The organism is Klebsiella variicola, from assembly GCF_000828055.2.
In the GTDB taxonomy this organism is placed as follows: Bacteria; Pseudomonadota; Gammaproteobacteria; order Enterobacterales; family Enterobacteriaceae; genus Klebsiella; species Klebsiella variicola.
This window is the reverse complement of the sequence record NZ_CP010523.2, coordinates 2077716-2094403: the sequence shown is the minus strand read 5'-3', so window position 1 is coordinate 2094403 and position 16688 is coordinate 2077716. Positions and strand designations below refer to the sequence as shown.

General features: G+C 58.5%; 13 protein-coding genes and 1 pseudogene. 1 reads left to right on the top strand and 13 read right to left on the bottom strand.

The genetic code is table 11. The features are described from left to right. Positions 1-24 precede the first annotated feature (24 nt). The 7 genes and pseudogenes from SP68_RS09795 to tssK form a co-directional block, all read right to left on the bottom strand. Positions 25-1089 carry an SEL1-like repeat protein gene (locus SP68_RS09795; protein ID WP_040968641.1) on the bottom strand — a complete coding sequence of 355 codons (1065 nt, stop codon included), beginning with the start codon at positions 1087-1089 and terminating at the stop codon, positions 25-27. Further along, positions 1089-2969: a phospholipase D-like domain-containing protein gene (locus SP68_RS09790; RefSeq protein WP_040968642.1), complete on the bottom strand. Its 1881-nt coding sequence runs from the start codon at positions 2967-2969 to the stop codon at positions 1089-1091. The genes SP68_RS09795 and SP68_RS09790 overlap by 1 nt, the downstream gene beginning before the upstream one ends. After that, positions 2966-5665 carry a type VI secretion system Vgr family protein gene (locus SP68_RS09785; protein WP_040968643.1) on the bottom strand — a complete coding sequence of 900 codons (2700 nt, stop codon included), beginning with the start codon at positions 5663-5665 and terminating at the stop codon, positions 2966-2968. Before SP68_RS09785 ends, SP68_RS09790 begins: the two co-directional genes overlap by 4 nt. Positions 5666-5815: 150 nt before the next feature. Then, positions 5816-5940, bottom strand: a pseudogene (locus SP68_RS28245) (hypothetical protein). Positions 5941-6126: 186 nt separating this feature from the next. After that, positions 6127-7824 (bottom strand): OmpA family protein, encoded by a 1698-nt coding sequence (locus SP68_RS09780; protein WP_040968644.1) that lies wholly within the window; start codon positions 7822-7824, stop codon positions 6127-6129. Positions 7825-7827: 3 nt separating this feature from the next. Then, positions 7828-8481: a type VI secretion system protein TssL, short form gene (gene tssL / locus SP68_RS09775; RefSeq protein ID WP_012541320.1), complete on the bottom strand. Its 654-nt coding sequence runs from the start codon at positions 8479-8481 to the stop codon at positions 7828-7830. After that, a complete protein-coding gene (tssK, locus tag SP68_RS09770; RefSeq protein ID WP_016161345.1) occupies positions 8478-9818 on the bottom strand; it encodes a type VI secretion system baseplate subunit TssK in 1341 nt (446 codons plus the stop codon). The genes tssL and tssK overlap by 4 nt, the downstream gene beginning before the upstream one ends. 629 nt (positions 9819-10447) lie before the next feature. Between tssK and SP68_RS09765 the strand changes: the two genes are divergently transcribed. Next, the gene (locus tag SP68_RS09765; protein ID WP_012541317.1) at positions 10448-10777 is read left to right on the top strand and encodes a gamma-glutamylcyclotransferase family protein; all 330 of its coding nucleotides are present in this window, start codon (positions 10448-10450) and stop codon (positions 10775-10777) included. A gap of 57 nt (positions 10778-10834) precedes the next feature. On the opposite strand, the gene SP68_RS09760 is transcribed toward SP68_RS09765, so the two are convergent. The 6 genes from SP68_RS09760 to dgoR all read right to left on the bottom strand — a co-directional run bounded on the left by SP68_RS09760 (position 10835) and on the right by dgoR (position 16497). Continuing rightward, the gene (locus SP68_RS09760) at positions 10835-11782 is read right to left on the bottom strand and encodes a 2-hydroxyacid dehydrogenase (RefSeq protein WP_040968645.1); all 948 of its coding nucleotides are present in this window, start codon (positions 11780-11782) and stop codon (positions 10835-10837) included. Beyond that, the gene (locus SP68_RS09755; RefSeq protein ID WP_040968646.1) at positions 11779-13092 is read right to left on the bottom strand and encodes an MFS transporter; all 1314 of its coding nucleotides are present in this window, start codon (positions 13090-13092) and stop codon (positions 11779-11781) included. Before SP68_RS09755 ends, SP68_RS09760 begins: the two co-directional genes overlap by 4 nt. A gap of 94 nt (positions 13093-13186) precedes the next feature. Further along, the gene (gene dgoD / locus SP68_RS09750; RefSeq protein ID WP_008804354.1) at positions 13187-14335 is read right to left on the bottom strand and encodes a galactonate dehydratase; all 1149 of its coding nucleotides are present in this window, start codon (positions 14333-14335) and stop codon (positions 13187-13189) included. Further along, the gene (locus tag SP68_RS09745; protein WP_016161351.1) at positions 14332-14949 is read right to left on the bottom strand and encodes a 2-dehydro-3-deoxy-6-phosphogalactonate aldolase; all 618 of its coding nucleotides are present in this window, start codon (positions 14947-14949) and stop codon (positions 14332-14334) included. The genes dgoD and SP68_RS09745 overlap by 4 nt, the downstream gene beginning before the upstream one ends. Continuing rightward, the gene (locus SP68_RS09740; protein ID WP_040968647.1) at positions 14894-15811 is read right to left on the bottom strand and encodes a 2-dehydro-3-deoxygalactonokinase; all 918 of its coding nucleotides are present in this window, start codon (positions 15809-15811) and stop codon (positions 14894-14896) included. The genes SP68_RS09745 and SP68_RS09740 overlap by 56 nt, the downstream gene beginning before the upstream one ends. Beyond that, positions 15808-16497, bottom strand: coding sequence for a D-galactonate utilization transcriptional regulator DgoR (dgoR, locus tag SP68_RS09735; RefSeq protein ID WP_012967805.1), 690 nt, complete (start codon positions 16495-16497; stop codon positions 15808-15810). The genes SP68_RS09740 and dgoR overlap by 4 nt, the downstream gene beginning before the upstream one ends. Positions 16498-16688: the final 191 nt, after the last annotated feature.

Below are 16688 nucleotides of genomic sequence, written 5' to 3'. Positions count from 1 at the left end.
GGACCGGGCAGGAAAAAACGCTTTTTACTGGCCAGCTGACCCGCTGTATTTCGCGGAGTCCGGTGACGTCGGCAGCGGCCTGCCCGTCGCCGGATTCAGCTGTTTCGCTTTCGCCAGTTTCTCTATCAGCGCCGCGCTGGGTTCTGGCGGCGGGATATTGGCCTCCCGTTCCTCCAGCCACTTCAGCCTGCCGTCCCATTCCGGCAGTGGGGCCGGCGGCAACGGCACGATATCGTTGATTTCCGGGACCGTGGGGCTGGCGTAGGAATAATTGCTCAGGATCTTCGTTATCAGTTTATAGCGCCGGGCACGTTCCGGATCCTTCTGCTGAGCCAGATAATAAAGTTCATCCGAAGGTTTAGGACCGTTAAACCCATTTGCTAAAAATCTTGCTGAACTTCCATCACCAGCCGCCACACCCAACTGGAAAGCTTCAACTGCTTCCCGGTACTTTCCACCAATAGCTAACATATTGCCCAACCCATTAGCAGCATCCCCTTCCCCTTGCTCCGCAGCGCAGCGCAACATTTGTAGGGCAACCTCTGGAGCCATTCTTGCTGGGGATAGTTTGTACCCCACATATGCTTGAGCCTGAGGATTCCCCTCATCCGCCGCTTTACGGTAGTAACGCAACGACAGTTCTGGATCCTGCTTCAGACCGGCGGCACCACGTTCCAGATAAATTGCGATAAAGTAGTAACCGCTCGCCACTCCCGCATCGATCAGCCGCTGGCTCAGACGCAGACGCTCATGGCTGTTCAGCGAAAACTGCCCCCGCAGCGACCCGTTCTGCAGATTGATACTGGCTTTATAGTGCCCGTTTTCTGCCGCTATACGATACAGACGCTCCGTTTCCGTATCCACGGCCTTGTCCTGCTTTAACTGGTTATTCTTCTGTAACCAGCGGGCATACTTAAACAGCATATCGCTGTCAGCCGATGCTTCAGGAATGGTTTCATGTTTGCAGGTAAACGCCAGACGGGCATTAATATCAGAAAGAGAGTTCACAGATAAATCCTTTTCAGCAGACAGTACGCTGTGCTGGCTACTCGCCATCAGCAACAGGGACAACAGCATTACCCGGCGCATCAGTCCAGATCCTTCAGTTCATTGTTGGTGTAACGAAACTCAACCAATGGCGCTATAGGCTTATCTTCTCCTGTATCCTGAAGTTTTTTATTTCTTTTTAGAATATCCTCCCAGGCGTCAAACGCATCTGAAGCATTATCCTGTACGCCCATACCATTGGTATGTAGTTTCCACAGACGTTTCCGCAGCGCCTTCGTCACACTGCCCCACTCATGTGCAATATTCATTTCACTGTCCACCTGCATACTGCGGGTATTAATATTCGCCGAACCATGTGTTGTGAAAACGTCATTAACGATCATCAGCTTGGAGTGGATATAAACTGGCATCCAGTTATCCACGGGAGAGTCCTGAGCCACCAGTGAGCAAATATGTATTTTCAGGCCGGGTATTGGCACCATCGGAATATCGCTATCTTTTAACTCTTCTGCTTGTTTTAGCTTTGCTTCATATTCTTTCTGCCGGCGGATAAACTCTTCATTAATCTGCGCCTGGGTGGCCGGATTGCGGGACCAGGCGAGAGAGGCGAATTTGCCTGGGTCTTCCTCCCTGATCTTCTCTATCATTCGGGCCCGGGTCACGCCTGGAATCGTATTGGCGCGCCCCAGGCTTTCCAGCATACGCTGGGTATTTACCGTACCCGCCCCAATCCCCCCTTCCGTGACATTGGTGATAACAAATAAATGTAACGATCCGTCTTTTTCTGGCGTTCGTCCTTTGTCAATCTGCACGTGTGCCGCTTTTTTTATAACTTCCGCCAACGGTGGCCAACGAAAGTACTGGTTCTCAATATAGATAAACTGCGTGCTATTGTTGACTGCCTGCAAATAGAGTTTTTCGATATCACGTTTATTCTCCTGCGACTGCGTGCGCAGGAGTTGGGCAAGTATCAGGGTACCGCACTCTTTCCGCGGTTTAAGGCGTTTCGCCATCTCACGGGCCTGACGCTTTTTGATAAGGTCCTCCCCGGTTTCCTTACACCATGCTTTGGCAAAATTTTCGTGCAGATGTTCAAGAATGGGTCCCGTCACCTGACTGGAAATATCCTGCCGGGGTAAAAAGCCGCGAGCGCCTTGATCAGGTCCCCAGGGGGCCGGGCCCCCGAGCCGATTCTGGGAAGAGTGCGCATCGGTATCCCAGTACTCATCGAGCATATTGTGTCCCATGACAAAGCCGATGGCGCTTTCAGGTAATTCATAATCCACCAGCACCGTTTTCTGATGGTGGGATGGCGCTAGCGTCATTATCCCCACCGCGCTGGCACTGAGCCCTTTATCGAGAGCCTGATATCTCGCCCGCCAGGCGATTTCCGCACGTTCTACTTTATTAAACCCGCGGCCCACAAATAGGGGATTGACAGTCCACTGATTGAACTGCTTATTGATTGTGCTGGCTAAAAAGTTGCTGGAATCCAGCAGATCGTCACTATATGAATGACGGGCAAACCAATCGAGATCAAAAGCATATTGTTCGTCTGTCGCGCTCTGCCCGGCGCGATCTTCAAGATGCAGGATCCCCTTCCCGGGAAGGTTTGCCTCGCCGACAACCCCGGCGGTATTAAAGGGCGCCTCCCACCCCAGTATACGCACCTGAACCTGTTTTTCCGCAAGCAGACAGAGCAATTCCCCGATGCGCAGCGCCTGTCCGTCACGAATAAAATACATGGATGGTTGAAACCCCCAGCAGATAATATCCACCGATTTTTGTGCCTTTTCGATGGCTCGATATACCGCCGCAAAGGCCTCCTCGCCGTTTACCAGCGGCTTATACGTCGCCACTGCCGGTGGGTATTCCGTATTCTGAACAAACCAGGGCGAGGTGATCATACATTGGCTGGTATCAACCGTAGCAACCGGGGTAACAATATCATTGTGACTCATTGACTTTCGTCCTGTTCAATATGGTCATCGAGCAAATCCGCGTAAGTATTACGATGCTCCGTATGTGAGGAGGGGGGGTTAATATCAGATGCAGCCTGCGAGGTATGGTGGTGAAAGCCGCGATTAGCGAGTTCACCCTGTTCAGGGCGACTGTACGCTTCGGCAACGGGTATCTGATAGCTGACGCCATTAGCCATCTCCAGCTTGTAACTTCTGGTCACGACCTGGTGATCGACTGATATCTGGCCTCTTTCATCCAGCACCCCTTGTTTCAACAGGGCGCCATCGGCATACAGGGTATATGGCATCCCGGCCCAGCTGCTGTCCGACGCATTTGGCGACTGTGCCACGTTCAGATTCAGCGATTGCCTTACCGTGGACTGAAGTGGCGGATAATCTGGATGATCGGCCTTCATGCTGGCGGGTCCGCTATAGGAAAAATCCGCGGCCTTGACGTCGACATCACCACCAGTACCGAGCTCAATCCGATAGGGATCGAGGGTGATATAGCTTCCTCCAGCGTTAATGACGATTTTTTTCTTTGCCACAATGTGAATTTCGCTATCAGTACTGACAATCTCAAGATCCTTGCGCGCCAGGAGCTGCAACTGATCGTTTTGCGCCTGAATCGCCACGGGCCCCTGATTGGCGATTAATTTCATCCCCAGCTTGCGGACAAACAGGCTAAGCCCTTCCCCTACGCCAATAAACAGCCGTTTCATTACGCCCATATCGGCATTCGCCCCGGCATTGATCATCAGATTGCGACGTGCGGTTAGTTGCAGATGCTTGCCACTGGCGAGAGCCACACCATTTGGTGCGCTGAGCACGGCAACCGCCTCCCGTAGCTGATCAATTTGCTCACGCATAAAAGCTAACTGTTGTTCTACCTGGGCTGGGTCGGCTTTAGCCGACTGGGCATCACGCGATAGAGAGTCCATCTCATCACCTGCCTGCTTAAGCCTGTCCAAGGTGTCCTGCATTGCAAGTATCTTGCCGCTGGCGGTTGACTGTTTATCTGCGGTGATAAAGATCCCTTTCCCCGCCCGTATCGCCCCCCATTTATCCGTCCGGAGCTCAAACCCCTCGCCCCGCAACTCCCTCTGCGCATTCACGTTATGCCCCAGGTTCAGCTGCGTCTTGCCGCCGTACTCGGTGCTGAGCTTGATATGCTCCTCGCCGCGCTTATCCTCCATTCGCAGCTTATTATTGGCCGGAGTACGAATCACATTGCGGGTGCTGTTTTTCTCCGTCACAGGGTCGACATGCCGCGAGTCGTGCAGCGCATGCGCAATATACGGCCGGTCAGGATCGCCTTCGTGGAAAGCAATCGCCACCTCCGTGCCCTGGATCAGCGGGAAGTGAAAGCCGTACACGTCGCCGCCGTAGGGTTTGGCGAGACGCACCGGCATGCTTTCCTGACCCTGCCCTTTAACCTCTCTGTCAGCGTCAAATTTCACCCGGTACAGGCCGGACGCATCCTGCCAGGCGTAGATATCATTCGCCTTCGCGCTGGTCACCCGCGCCGTCATGGTGCCAGTCACCTTCGGGCGCGGCAGCAGCGGCGGACGCCAGCACAATGTTTCGCTGTAGGGCACCGCCAGCAGGGACACCCGCAGTGCCTCCCGGCGGCTGGCGGTAAAACCTGTGCCGGTGATTAACAGCGGATCCTGCACGGGCGCAGGCAGGGTCGGTGGGAGGCTGTCGGTAACGGTCAGCACCTGGGCCGGCGCCAGCCAGGCTGCAGTACTGCTCGCGGTAATAAGCGTCTGGTGAGCCAGAAAACGCTCATGGTCGAGACGGGCATAGAAGTTGGCGGTCTCCGTCTGCGGGTCGATTTTATCGCCACGCTCCAGGTGGCGAAGCTTATAGTGGTATACCTCACCGTAAGTGATGCCTTCCCCATTTCCCCGGGTCATATCCGCTGTTGCCGACTGGAGAACGCTCTGCGCATCGCGGGGGTTATAATCCCGGGTAGTGACGTTCGCCTCTACGACGTTATGCGTGATGCTCAGACCCCATATCGATTCCGTACCGCTGTCGCTCATCCCGGACGGGCTGTTTACAGGGAGTGTCTTATCGAACATCAGCGCCCGCTGCGCGTCGGCGAAGTGGACCACTTCGCTCTGGGCCTCTTCCTGCAGGGTGAAGAAATAAAATATCCCCACCTCTGCCAGCAGGCGGTGGATAAATGCCAGGTCGCTCTCCTGATACTGATTAATTTGCTCGCGCCGCGGATAGTGTTGCTTGAGATTAAACTCATACTCCCAGTCATGCAGGTGATGTTCCTGCAATACCTGCTCCACCACCTCCGGTACCGATTTATTTACGAAAAAACGATGGCTGCGAAACTGTTTATCCAGCAGGAAGAGAAACGGCTGGAGGGTTATCTGATAGGTCGACTGATCTTCAGAACGATTGACGCGCCGGAAGGTGGTAATCACACCATGGACGCGTTTGCAGTCCGCCAGCTGCTGCAGTGCGCCGCCGCCCATCGTCAGCATGGCGGGTTTGCTCAGGAGCTGTGCGGCATCGATGTTTTTCTCTGCGCTGGTAAACGTAATGGTGTAATAATAAAGTTCACTCAGCTTTTCTGCACCACTGAATTCTTCCACATCCAGCGATGCGGTACATGAAGGAATATCCAGCTGGTAACGGTTAAGGGTGGTGCCGGTAATCATTGAAAAGGTATCCATTATATTCCTGTTTTACTCCGCAGTAATGACCACCAAAAATCAATTAACAGGATGCACTGTTTAATTTTTTTTAATGATAATCATCTCATTCATCATAAATATATTTATGTGCATATCGATATCTCAGATACCCCACCAGGAATTTCATAACTAAAAGGAAACCCCAGAGATATTTATATTCACTGACTGAGAAATAAAAAAAGCAGCCAGAAACCGGAACCTTCAACGTTTATCGCCGCCAGCATTTCTCTGGCACTGTCCTTAGCACTATCCATGCTGATCTCCTTTATCCATCCCCTTTCCTGCGCTTCATCCCCGCAGAGGCCCCGCTTTGCCGACAAGATTGACTGGCTGCAGGCACACTACCGCCCATCGCTGTTTCCTGTTTATCAGGAACCCGTAGCGCACAGGGTCAGGCAGGCATAATGTTGTTGTTCAACGTCCGCGATCGGGTTCGCGGGTTACTCGGTTTCGTTTTTTAAGGCGTCAGCCCCGGCTCCTGACGTATTAGCCGTGCCCGGCGTCAGACAGGCGTCCTTCTGCGGGACCAGACTGATCTCCACCCGGCGATTTTGCGCCCGCCCGTCTGGCGTCTCGTTGCTGGCGACAGGACGACTTGCGCCGTAGCCCTGCACCGCAAAACAGCTCTCCGGCACATCGCCGGTATCGCGCATCCAGTCGCGGACCGCCTCGGCACGCTTCAGGGAGAGCTGTTGATTGGATCTATCGTTGCCGATGCTGTCGGTATGGCCTGCCACCACGATCAGCCAGCCGGGTTTCGCCTTAATGCCCAGCAGCGAGTTCACCAGCAGCTTTGTCGAACCTGGTTTCAGCGTCGATTTGCCGGTATCGAACAGCGCCATGCTATCGAGGCGGATCGTCTGCGGCCCCTGCACAACCTGCTTAATGACCGGACGCGGCGGCGGGGGCGGCGCCCAGTCATTGATAGCGGCTTCCACGAAGGGGATCAGCCGCATCCCCTGATACAGCCCCAGCCGGTAACGCAACGGCTCTCCCCGGCGCAGCCAGTCATCCAGCTGGCGGCTGTCGGTACGCAGACGCTGCTGCGCCTGCAGCTTCGGCGTCGACGGCGTGCCGCTGAGGCGGTGATACACCGCCAGATGATCGCCGACGCTGCGCACCAGGCGCTGGTTGTTGATAAAGGAAGCCAGCATCGCCAGCGCCAGAAAGAGGAAGCCCACGCCAGCGGCAAGACCGGCATCGCGCATCCGGCGGCTGACCCCGTGGCGGTGCGGCAGTGACGACAGAAGAAGATCCGGCAGCGGGTGAGGACCTGGCGCCGCGGCGTTGCCCGGGGAGAGCGTGGTGATCCCGGCGATTTGCTGTTGCCAGAGGTTATTTGCCGCCGCTACCATCGGTGTCAGGCAGATGCCCGCGGCACACAGGTTCAGCGGAGGAAGTTCCGCCTGCCGGGCGCGGAATGGCCGGAAAAGAGCGTTTTCGGCCAAGGTCAGAATGCTCTCCAGCCACAGCGTCTGATGCAGGCGTGAGGCAGGGCTGCCCTCCCGCTGCCACTCGGCAACCGACTGGGGCGCTTGCCCCTTCTGCTGCACCTGGAGACCAGGCCTCTCCGGCGTGACGGTAAACCAGCGGCTTTCCCCTGCCTGGCCGCCAGGCGGCGTCACCCAGAACACGCTCCACACCGGCGGCAGACCGTTTAGCCAGGTTCGGCACTGAACGATACTCCGTCGCCAGTCGCGCAGCGACTGCGCCAGTTGCTCCCCGGAGGGGTGGTGCTCCGGTACCACCGCCAGCAGCACGGAAACCTGTGATACCAGCGCCGAACGCGCCGCCGCCAGGTACTGCGCCAGCCGCGGCAACTGCTCCGCGCTGTCTCCCCGTAGATACCAGCCGTGACGGGTTTCGCAGTGCGCCGAACGCCCGGGAAACAGACTGTCGGTATCCCCGCAGACCAGAACCACCGCCCCCTGAAAATCCTCGGGCGGCAGGACGATTTCCGATCGCTGACGGCTGACTGCCCGGCGACGCTGACGCCAGAGCGCCGCGCCGCCCGCCAGCAGGATGCACAGACTGAAGATCACCTGGTTGCCGATGGACAGCGGCCAGAAGCCCAGCACCAGCCACAGGGCCAGGATGACGGTCAGTAGCGTAAGCAGACGACGGGCGTTATCACGCATCTCTTATCCCTGCCCTGCTATCTTCGCCACCATCTGTGACAGCACGGCGGAGAAGGTCAACCACAGCGCGGCCAGCGCCACAATGCCAACCGCCCAGCCGCACCAGTACATCCGCCGTCCGCTGCGCAGCCGGGAGGCACGAACCACCACCGGCGCCTCCTGGGTCAGGCTGAACGGCGGGACCCGTGCGCCAAGCGCATGCGCCACGTCCTCACGCCGTTCGTCATCCTGGGCGCGGTACTGCCCGACAAACCCCAGTTGCAAAGTACGATAGAAACAAGTCAGCACTGCCGCATCCGCCGTGGGCTCTCGCAGCAGCTGGCGGATCCGTTCCCAGAGCTCTTCCCCGGCGTTGAGAGTGCTGAAAAAACGCGCCTGCAGCGGATCCTTGCGCCACCTGCGGTAGCCATCATCCTGACTGGCGCGGTTGAGGACGCTCTCATCGAGCAGCGCGCAGTAGGCATAGAGCATCTGCTCAGCGCTGGTGTCACTGATTCCTGCCGCCGTCAGCGCCTCGCGCGCCTCGGTCACCCATCGACAGGCCTGACGATAGAGCGCCTCGCCATCGGTCACCGGCTGGCCGCAGCGTAACTGGCTGACCATCAGCCAGCCCGGGTAAAAAGTTTTGTTGATCAGATCGCTTTCAGAGGTATTCATGAGCGCAGTACCGCAAAGAGTTCAAGTTTCACGTCGCCAAGCGATTCCGGGGTATAGAAGGTGCAGTTGCCGGCCTCCAGCATCGCGCGGGCGGCATCGGTGGAGAGATCCAGAGCGAAATATTGGTTTTCCAGACGTAGCGGAATGGCCGCCGGCACGTGGCTCAGCGGTTTGATCGCGATGCCGCTGAGGGCAATGTTGACGACCTCGGCGACATCATCATGACTACCCGCCTTACAGAGCTGCGGAAAGCGGCTCTGTAGCTGGTGAGGGGGGAGTGAAGAGCGCACCGACAGATAAAAATCCGCCCCCTCGCGCAGCCGCGCATCGTGCAGCCTGCCCCGCCAGATCTCCCGGTCGGCTCCCTGCTCCAGAGCGATGGCGATCACCCTTGAGGGCAGGCTGACTTCGAGCAGCGTATCCAGCAGGGCAAACAGCGGCGGGAATACCTGCTCCGGCGAGGCATGCCGGTAGCGGGGGATAGCTTCCAGATGATGTTCAAGGGAGAAGGTCATCAGACTGCCGGCCAGCCTGGTCAGTTCGCGATAGAGCAGCTCCGGATGGCGCGAAGGGTCCTGATGCAGCTCGCTGAGCACCGGCTCGGCGCTGTTCAGCGCGTTGAGCAGCCAGAACAGGGAAACATCCGCCACGGCAAAATCAGCCATCCGCGCATTGCTTTCACGGCGCATGGCCATCAGGCGTCTGCGTCGGGCCTGCAGGCGATGTAACAGCTCACCCAGCTCGCTGACCAGCGTCGGGCTTGCCGCCAGCGACAGCAGCGGCGGGATGAATTCCGGGTCAACGATCCACTGCCCCTGGGCATCGCGCACCAGACGCGCTACCGGGCAGGTAAGGAAGGCCGCATTTTCCTCGGTGGAGAGACGCAGCGTCAGCGCGTGCCGCAGAACGGCCAGCTCGCTGCGTTCATGGCCGGCCAGCTCCTGCACGGTCACCTGCTCGGCGCGCCAGCGGCGCGGGCGGGCGCTCTCCTGGCCGTCATCAAGATTGCCGCCGCTGGCGCTGAGCAGCGGCAGAGCAAGCACAACCTCCACGCTGTCCAGCATCACGCCCGAGACATCACGGACCGGTGGCAGAGTATCCGCCAGCTCGGTGTCAATCAGCGTTCCGTCGGCGAAACGCACGATCAGCCGGGTGGCGTTGAGCCGGGAAAGGGTGAGCGCGCTGGCGTCAAACTCCGCGCGCAATACCCCCCACGGGTGGGCGAGCGCCATGCGGGAGACCGTATCGGCGACGTGCGCATCCCAGCGGGCCTGTTGCTGAAACTGCTGCGGGACCAGAAAAGCCCCGTCGCGCCATAATGGGCGGAAAATCTTCATTGCACCTCCTGTGCCTTTCGCTTTCATCTGTCTGCAGACAGGACCAAATGCCCGGTCGGATATCCTTCATCTGCCGTACGTTCGCCTCAGCCTCTGCCTTTGCTCTGGCCTGTTCATCACTAGCGGTTTTTCTCCCGAACGTCGTTCGGCTCGATTTATTGCCTGCCGCTTCAGGGAAAGGAAATATCAACTCTGCCCGCGAGGGTTTAGAAGTCAGATGGTATTCTTTGTACAAGGGAGGTTTATCATAAAGCGAAAAAGCCAGGGGAGGTAACGCCTGGCCCTAAATAATATCTGAATTCAACCTACGGCTGCTTTTATGGCTCTTGTTTAATCCATTGAGAAGGAATATTCCATAAGCTATCGTTTTATTATTTCCCCATTGAATGTTAATTAGCGAATTAGTCTCTCCGTCAGGCTTATTTATATTGATCTTAAATATAAATAATAAAAATATCATCGCAATCGATATAGCTTCATTAGCGCCGAGGCCAAAGCCTCCCCCGGCATCAGAGAGATGCCCGGAGGGTTGCCCCGCCCCACCCGGCCATTGCCAGGCGCTGAATTACCCCGTATTTTGGTTTTCCGCTCCGCTGTGGGCGGGTATCAGGGCGAACGAGAGAGAGAAAATGAAACCGCTATTTGTCTATGGGACGCTCTGTCCCGGTCGCAGCAATGCGCACATTCTGGAGGCGATCGGGGGCGAGTGGCGTCCCGGCTACGTCACCGGCACCTTTTACGCGCGCGGCTGGGGCGCAGCCGCCGATTTTCCGGGGATCGTCCTCGACGCTCACGGCCCGCGGGTCAACGGCTATCTGTTCCTGTCCGATCGGCTGGCGGCACACTGGCCCATGCTGGACGACTTTGAGGAGGGGTACGATCGGGTGCCGGTGGAGGTGACCACCGACGATGGACAGCAGGTCAGCGCCTGGATTTATCAGCTTCAGCCCCGGGAGTAATCCCCGCCGCGAACGCGCTGTACAATACAGCAGCCCAGCGCGTTCACGGCTTTGCGGTCAGTCCGTCAGGCTTTCCGCCACTGGAGTCACCAGCGCCTTCTTCTCAGCCCAGCAGGCAACGTTATCGAGCACCAGTTGCGCCATCGCCGCGCGGGTACTCCAGGTGGCGCTGGCCATATGCGGTGTGACGACCACATTACTGCGCTGCAGCAGCCCGGCCGGTACCGCCGGTTCATGGCTGAAGACATCCAGCCCCGCCCCGGCGATAATCCCGCTCTCCAGCGCGGCAACCAGCGCGGGCTCATCAATCACGCTGCCGCGCGAGATATTGATGAGGATCCCTTTCTCCCCCAGCGCCGCCAGCACCGGCTGGTTAATGAGCCCCTGGTTTGCCGCCGTTCCCGGCGTGCAGATAACCAGAAAATCACTCTCCGCGGCCAGGGTCAGCAGATCTTCCCGCCAGGCATAATTTAGCGCCGGGAGACGCTTGCGGTCATGATAAGCAATCTGCATGGCGAACCCCTCGCAGCGCCGGGCGATGGCCTGGCCGATGCGCCCCATGCCCACGATGCCGACCTGCGAACCGGAGACTTTTTGCGTCCACGGAAAACCGCCCGCCGCCCACTCGCCCGCTTCGATAAACTTGTGGGCGGCGACGATCTGCCGCGAGGTCGCCAGCATCAGGCCCAGCGCCAGATCCGCCACATCGTCGGTTAACACCCCCGGCGTATGGCTGACCCGCACCTGGTGTTCTGCAGCCGCCTGCACATCCACGCCGTCATAACCGACGCCAAAGACGGCGATCAGCTCCAGCGCGGGCAGGCTGGCGATCAGCTCTCGCGTCACGGTGGCTTCGCCGTTGGTGATGAGCACGGTAAAGGTGCCGGCCAGTGCGCGAAAGTCGGCGTCGGTGAGTGCTGTCAGCTCCACGAGGTGATAGCGTCGCGCCAGTTCCGCAGTCAGGGCATCCGGGAGCGAAGCCTGTTTTAACACGTTCAGTTTCATAGCTTATCTTCTTTCAGAGTGTGGAAGGCGGAGGGTTTCTGGCCGCTCCGGGAGACGATGATGCCGATAACTCCGCCGAGGGCCAGCGCCACGGCGACGATCAGCAGTCCGGAGTGATAGCTGTTGGTCAGGTCCTTAATCTTCCCGAGCAGCGGCGGCAGGCCTAAGCCGACAATATTGGCGATGGTGTTGATAAATGCAATGGAGGCCGCGGCCGCCACGCCCGCCAGCTTCTCGGTGGTCACCGCCCAGAACACCGGCGTTAGCGCGAAATTAAAGCCCACGGTGAGCACCAGCAGCAGATAGGCAACCAGCAGGTTGCCGGCATAGATGGCGACAGCCAGCGAGAGACCGGCCAGAATCAGCGGAAGCCCCATATGCCACGCCCGCTCGCCGGTCAGATCCGAATGACGGCCATTGAGGTACATAAACAGGCAGGCGAAAATAAACGGCACCGCGGACAGCAGACTAATAACCACATCGCTCTGCTCGCTGGCCATACTTTTGAGGATCAGCGGTAAGAAAAGCGTGATGCCGATGGAGCCGAACGCCTGCAGAAACCAGACCAGACTCAGCAGGAGTACCACTTTATTTTTCAGCGCACTGAACCAGGAGGCGTGTTGATTAACTACCGCGCCGCGGTTATCAGCGGCAATCTGCGCCGTCAGCCAGCCTTTCTCCGCCTCAGAGAGCCATGCCGCCTTTTGCGGGCTGGAAGGTAGCAGCCAGAGCACCAGCGCCCCCAGCACGATGGCGGGAACCCCTTCAATGGCGAACAACCAGCGCCAGCCGGCGACATCGGCAATGCCATGCATATTTAAAATCAGCCCCGAGACGGGCAGCCCGATGATCGACGCCAGCACCGATCCCATATAAAAGAACGACATCGCCCGCGCCCGGTTGCGCTTCGGAAACCAGCAGGAGATATAGTAAATAATCCCTGGGGTGAATCCCGCCTCCGCCATGCCGAGTAAAAAACGCATAATATAGAGCTGGGTCGGCGTCTGGACGAACGCCATGCCGGCGCTCACCATTCCCCAGGTGATCATTATTCTGGCGATCCAGATCCGCGCCCCCACCCGGGTCATGATCAGGTTGCTGGGAATTTCGAAAATAATATAGGAAATATAAAACATGCCGACCCCAAGGCCGTACATGCTGGCCGTTAATCCCAGATCGGCGTTCATTTGCAGCGCGGCAATGGAAATATTGGTTTTATCAAGATTGGCGACAAAATAGCAGATAATAATAAAGGGGATGATTTTGCTGTTTAGCTTTTTTAATGTAGAAGTACAGAGTTCAATGCTCATAATAATAACCCCATGACTTTGCCTCGGGCAGGGGAAGACCGCCCGCGCCAGGCAAAGATTGATATTAAGAATCGCAGCAGGTATTAACCGGGGACTACCACTCGGCGACCACGCCATCGGCAAGGCGCCAGACGGGGTTCCGCCAGTCAGGAGCGCGTCGGCTCATCTCAATCACTTTCTCTTCGTCGATGTCGACCCCCAGCCCCGGCTTCATTAACGGCTTAAAGTACCCCCCCTCCATATTGAAATCGGCTTTGTTTTTCACGAAGTCGAGTAACTCGGCGCCCTGGTTATAGTGGATCCCCATGCTCTGCTCCTGGAAGACAGCGTTGTAGGAAACAAAGTCCACGTGCAGACAGGCGGCCAGCGCGATGGGGCCTAACGGGCAGTGCGGGGCCAGCGACACGTCCGCCGCTTCCGCCATACCGGCGATTTTGAAGCATTCGGTGATGCCGCCGGCGTGAGAGAGATCGGGCTGCAGAATAGCCAGGCCGCCGGCCTCCAGCACCCGCTTGAACTCAAAGCGCGAGAACATGCGCTCGCCAGCGGCCAGCGGGATCGCGGTTTGCGCCGCCAGCCGCGGGTAGTACTCCGCCTGCTCGGCCAGCACCGGCTCTTCGATAAACAGCGGCCGATAGGGTTCCAGCTCTTTAATCAGCAATTTCGCCATCGGCGCGCTGACGCGGCCATGAAAATCGAGGCCAAATTCAATGTCGTTGCCAAATGCTTCGCGGATCTGCGCCACCGTGTTCACCGCCGCATCCACCGTGCGCGAACTGTCAATCATCCCCATTTCCTGACAGCCGTTGAGTTTGAAGGTATCAAACCCCATACCGCGCAGCGTGTTAATCCCGGCAATGACCTCGGCAGGTCTGTCTCCTCCCACCCAGCTGTAGGCTTTGATTTTATCGCGCACCAGGCCGCCCAGCAGCTGCCAGACCGGCGCATTCAACGCCTTCCCTTTAATGTCCCACAGCGCCTGGTCAATACCGGCGATCGCGCTCATCAGGATCGGTCCGCCGCGATAAAAGCCGGCGCGGTACATAACCTGCCACAGATCGTTGATCCGCGCCGGATCCTGGCCAATCAGATAGTCCCCCAGCTCATGTACCGCCGCCTCCACGGTGCGCGCCCGGCCTTCGACGATCGGCTCGCCCCAGCCGACTATCCCCTCGTCGGTTTCAATCTTGAGGAACATCCAGCGCGGGGGTAAACGCCAGGTGGTCAGTTTGGTTATTTTCATTTCACAGCCTCTTGATACGCCCTAACAAATGCGGCGGCCTGCTCTGCGGTCCGCGTTACCGGCTGGCCGGCGCGATAGAGATCGCTGCCCAGCCCCGCGCCCGCACAACCGGCCTCGATCCATTGCGCCAGGTTTTCCGGCGTGACGCCGCCGACCGCAAATACCGGCACCGACGCGGGCAAAACCGCTTTCAGCGCCCTGATGTAGTCGGGGCCAAACGCCGAAGAGGGAAAAATCTTCAGCGCCTGCGCCCCGGCCTCCAGCGCGGTAAACGCCTCGCTTGCCGTCGCGCAGCCGGCGCAGACGGTCATCCCGTGCCCGACTGCCCGGCGGATCACCGCCGGCTGCACATTGGGGGTCACCACCAGCCGCGCCCCAAGCTGCGCCAGCCGATCGACCTGCGCTTCCTGCAGCACCGTTCCGGCGCCAATCAGCGCCTGCGCGCCGTAGGCCCCGACCACGGCCGGGATGCTCTGCTGCCATTGCGGTGAATTGAGCGGGATCTCCACGGTGTCGAACCCGGCGGCGATCGCCGCGCCGACGTGCGCCAGCGCCTCGTCAGGGGTGATGCCGCGCAGAATAGCGATCAGCGGAAGTGAGGTTTGCCACTGCATGTACGATGCTCCTTATACCAGCCAGAAAGGCATCGTCGCCCGACACTGTCGTCACCTGGCGGCCCAGCAGCTGAAATGCCTGCTGATAGCGCGCGGAGAGGGACGGGCCGGCAACGATCGCGATAGCCCTTTCGTCGGCAATGAAGGCGCGCATGCTGGCCACCTCCGCGCCAATTAACAGGCCGGATAGATATTCGCTCACCTGCTCCCGGGCCAGCGCCCCCAACAGGTGCGCGGCGCGGGTCTCAAAAAGCTGTGGCAACACCGCGGGCGCGGACAGGCCGCGCGCCAGTCCGGTGTGAAATGCCGCCGGCGCAGCCTGCTGCTCGGGTAATCCCGCGCCGATCAGGGAGTGCGTCAGCAGCAGATGGTGCAGTTCGCCGGTCATCACCGTGCGAAAGTCCTCAATCCGCCGGCCGTCGGTTTTGACCCATTTGCAATGGGTGCCGGGCATGACATACACCGCCGCAGGGGCCAGCAGGCGTGCGCCGAGGAGCTGTGTCTCTTCGCCGCGCATGACGTTGTGGTGATCTTCGCGGGAAGTGCAAAGTCCGGGGACAATCCAGATCCCTTCATCTACGGCGGTCAACTGGTCGCCAATGGCCGTGAAATCGGCGGGAAGCGGTAAATAGGGCGCGTTCTTCCAGCCCACGTTGCTGCCTACCATTCCCGCCATGACCACCGGGGTACGCCCCTCGCGCCAGCCATGGATTTGTGTCGCTAACACCGCTGCCGGCGATTGACCGTTCAGGCGGGCGATCCCCGCCGCCGACTGTCGGCTGTCGAGGCAGCGTTCGCCCTCAAACAGCCAGGCGCGAAAATTGGTCGATCCCCAGTCAACAGCGATGTAGCGAGATGTCATGTGATTTCCTTCAGTCTTCGTGTCGAGCTGGCGATCATGGTGAGCGCCGCCTGCTCTGCCGCGTTGCTGTCCTGATGGCGAATCGCATCGAACAGCGTTTTATGTTCCTGGAGCGTTTGCGGCATGTTGGCCTCATCCCCCATCCAGGTCCGTTCAAATATCGCGCGCTGCAGCGAGCTAATCGCCACGCTGAGCTGCTGCAGCACCGGGTTATGCACTGACGCCAGCACCGCTTCGTGATAGCGAATGTCGGCTTCATTAAAGGCATCGCGCTGCTGGTTGTTGGCGATCATGTCATTCAGCGCCGCCTCAATCTGCGCCAGATCGCTGGAGGTGGCCCTCTCTGCCGCCCAGCGGGCTATCGCCGGCTCCACCAGATTACGCACTTCGCTCATCGCCGCGATGAGCCCCGGGTCTTCATCCTGTTCCAGCGCCCACTGCAATACGTCGCTGTCGAGGAAATTCCACTGGCTGCGCGGCGCGACGAAGGCGCCGCGATAGCGTTTCATCTCAATCAAGCGCTTCGCCTCCAGCGAGCGAAAGACTTCGCGGATGATGTTGCGGGAGGTGGCAAACTCCTCGCACAGGTCAGCCTCCGCCGGCAGCGCCGCGCCGGGAAGATATTTGCCGCTCACAATCTGGCGGCCCAGGGTCACCATCAGCCGATCGGTTTTAGTCAGGTTCATAGCGTGTCCTTAACGGGGTTATGCCCGGTTACTTTACTCCGTTCAGCGCGTTTCCACCCAGTCTGGTAGTACAAACGTGAACCTGTTCATCCTTGCCTGTGACACATAGTAGTACTATTAATAAAAATTGTACTACAATCCAGATCACAAAAAAGACAATCCATCACAAAAAAGGATCGTCGGCATGCCAA

Coding starts and splice junctions, on each gene's coding strand:
- SP68_RS09795 (WP_040968641.1), bottom strand. CDS start 1,089: ATGCGCCGGGTAATGCTGTTGTCCCTGTTGCTGATGGCGAGTAGCCAG.
- SP68_RS09790 (WP_040968642.1), bottom strand. CDS start 2,969: ATGAGTCACAATGATATTGTTACCCCGGTTGCTACGGTTGATACCAGC.
- SP68_RS09785 (WP_040968643.1), bottom strand. CDS start 5,665: ATGGATACCTTTTCAATGATTACCGGCACCACCCTTAACCGTTACCAG.
- SP68_RS09780 (WP_040968644.1), bottom strand. CDS start 7,824: ATGCGTGATAACGCCCGTCGTCTGCTTACGCTACTGACCGTCATCCTG.
- tssL (WP_012541320.1), bottom strand. CDS start 8,481: ATGAATACCTCTGAAAGCGATCTGATCAACAAAACTTTTTACCCGGGC.
- tssK (WP_016161345.1), bottom strand. CDS start 9,818: ATGAAGATTTTCCGCCCATTATGGCGCGACGGGGCTTTTCTGGTCCCG.
- SP68_RS09765 (WP_012541317.1), top strand. CDS start 10,448: ATGAAACCGCTATTTGTCTATGGGACGCTCTGTCCCGGTCGCAGCAAT.
- SP68_RS09760 (WP_040968645.1), bottom strand. CDS start 11,782: ATGAAACTGAACGTGTTAAAACAGGCTTCGCTCCCGGATGCCCTGACT.
- SP68_RS09755 (WP_040968646.1), bottom strand. CDS start 13,092: ATGAGCATTGAACTCTGTACTTCTACATTAAAAAAGCTAAACAGCAAA.
- dgoD (WP_008804354.1), bottom strand. CDS start 14,335: ATGAAAATAACCAAACTGACCACCTGGCGTTTACCCCCGCGCTGGATG.
- SP68_RS09745 (WP_016161351.1), bottom strand. CDS start 14,949: ATGCAGTGGCAAACCTCACTTCCGCTGATCGCTATTCTGCGCGGCATC.
- SP68_RS09740 (WP_040968647.1), bottom strand. CDS start 15,811: ATGACATCTCGCTACATCGCTGTTGACTGGGGATCGACCAATTTTCGC.
- dgoR (WP_012967805.1), bottom strand. CDS start 16,497: ATGAACCTGACTAAAACCGATCGGCTGATGGTGACCCTGGGCCGCCAG.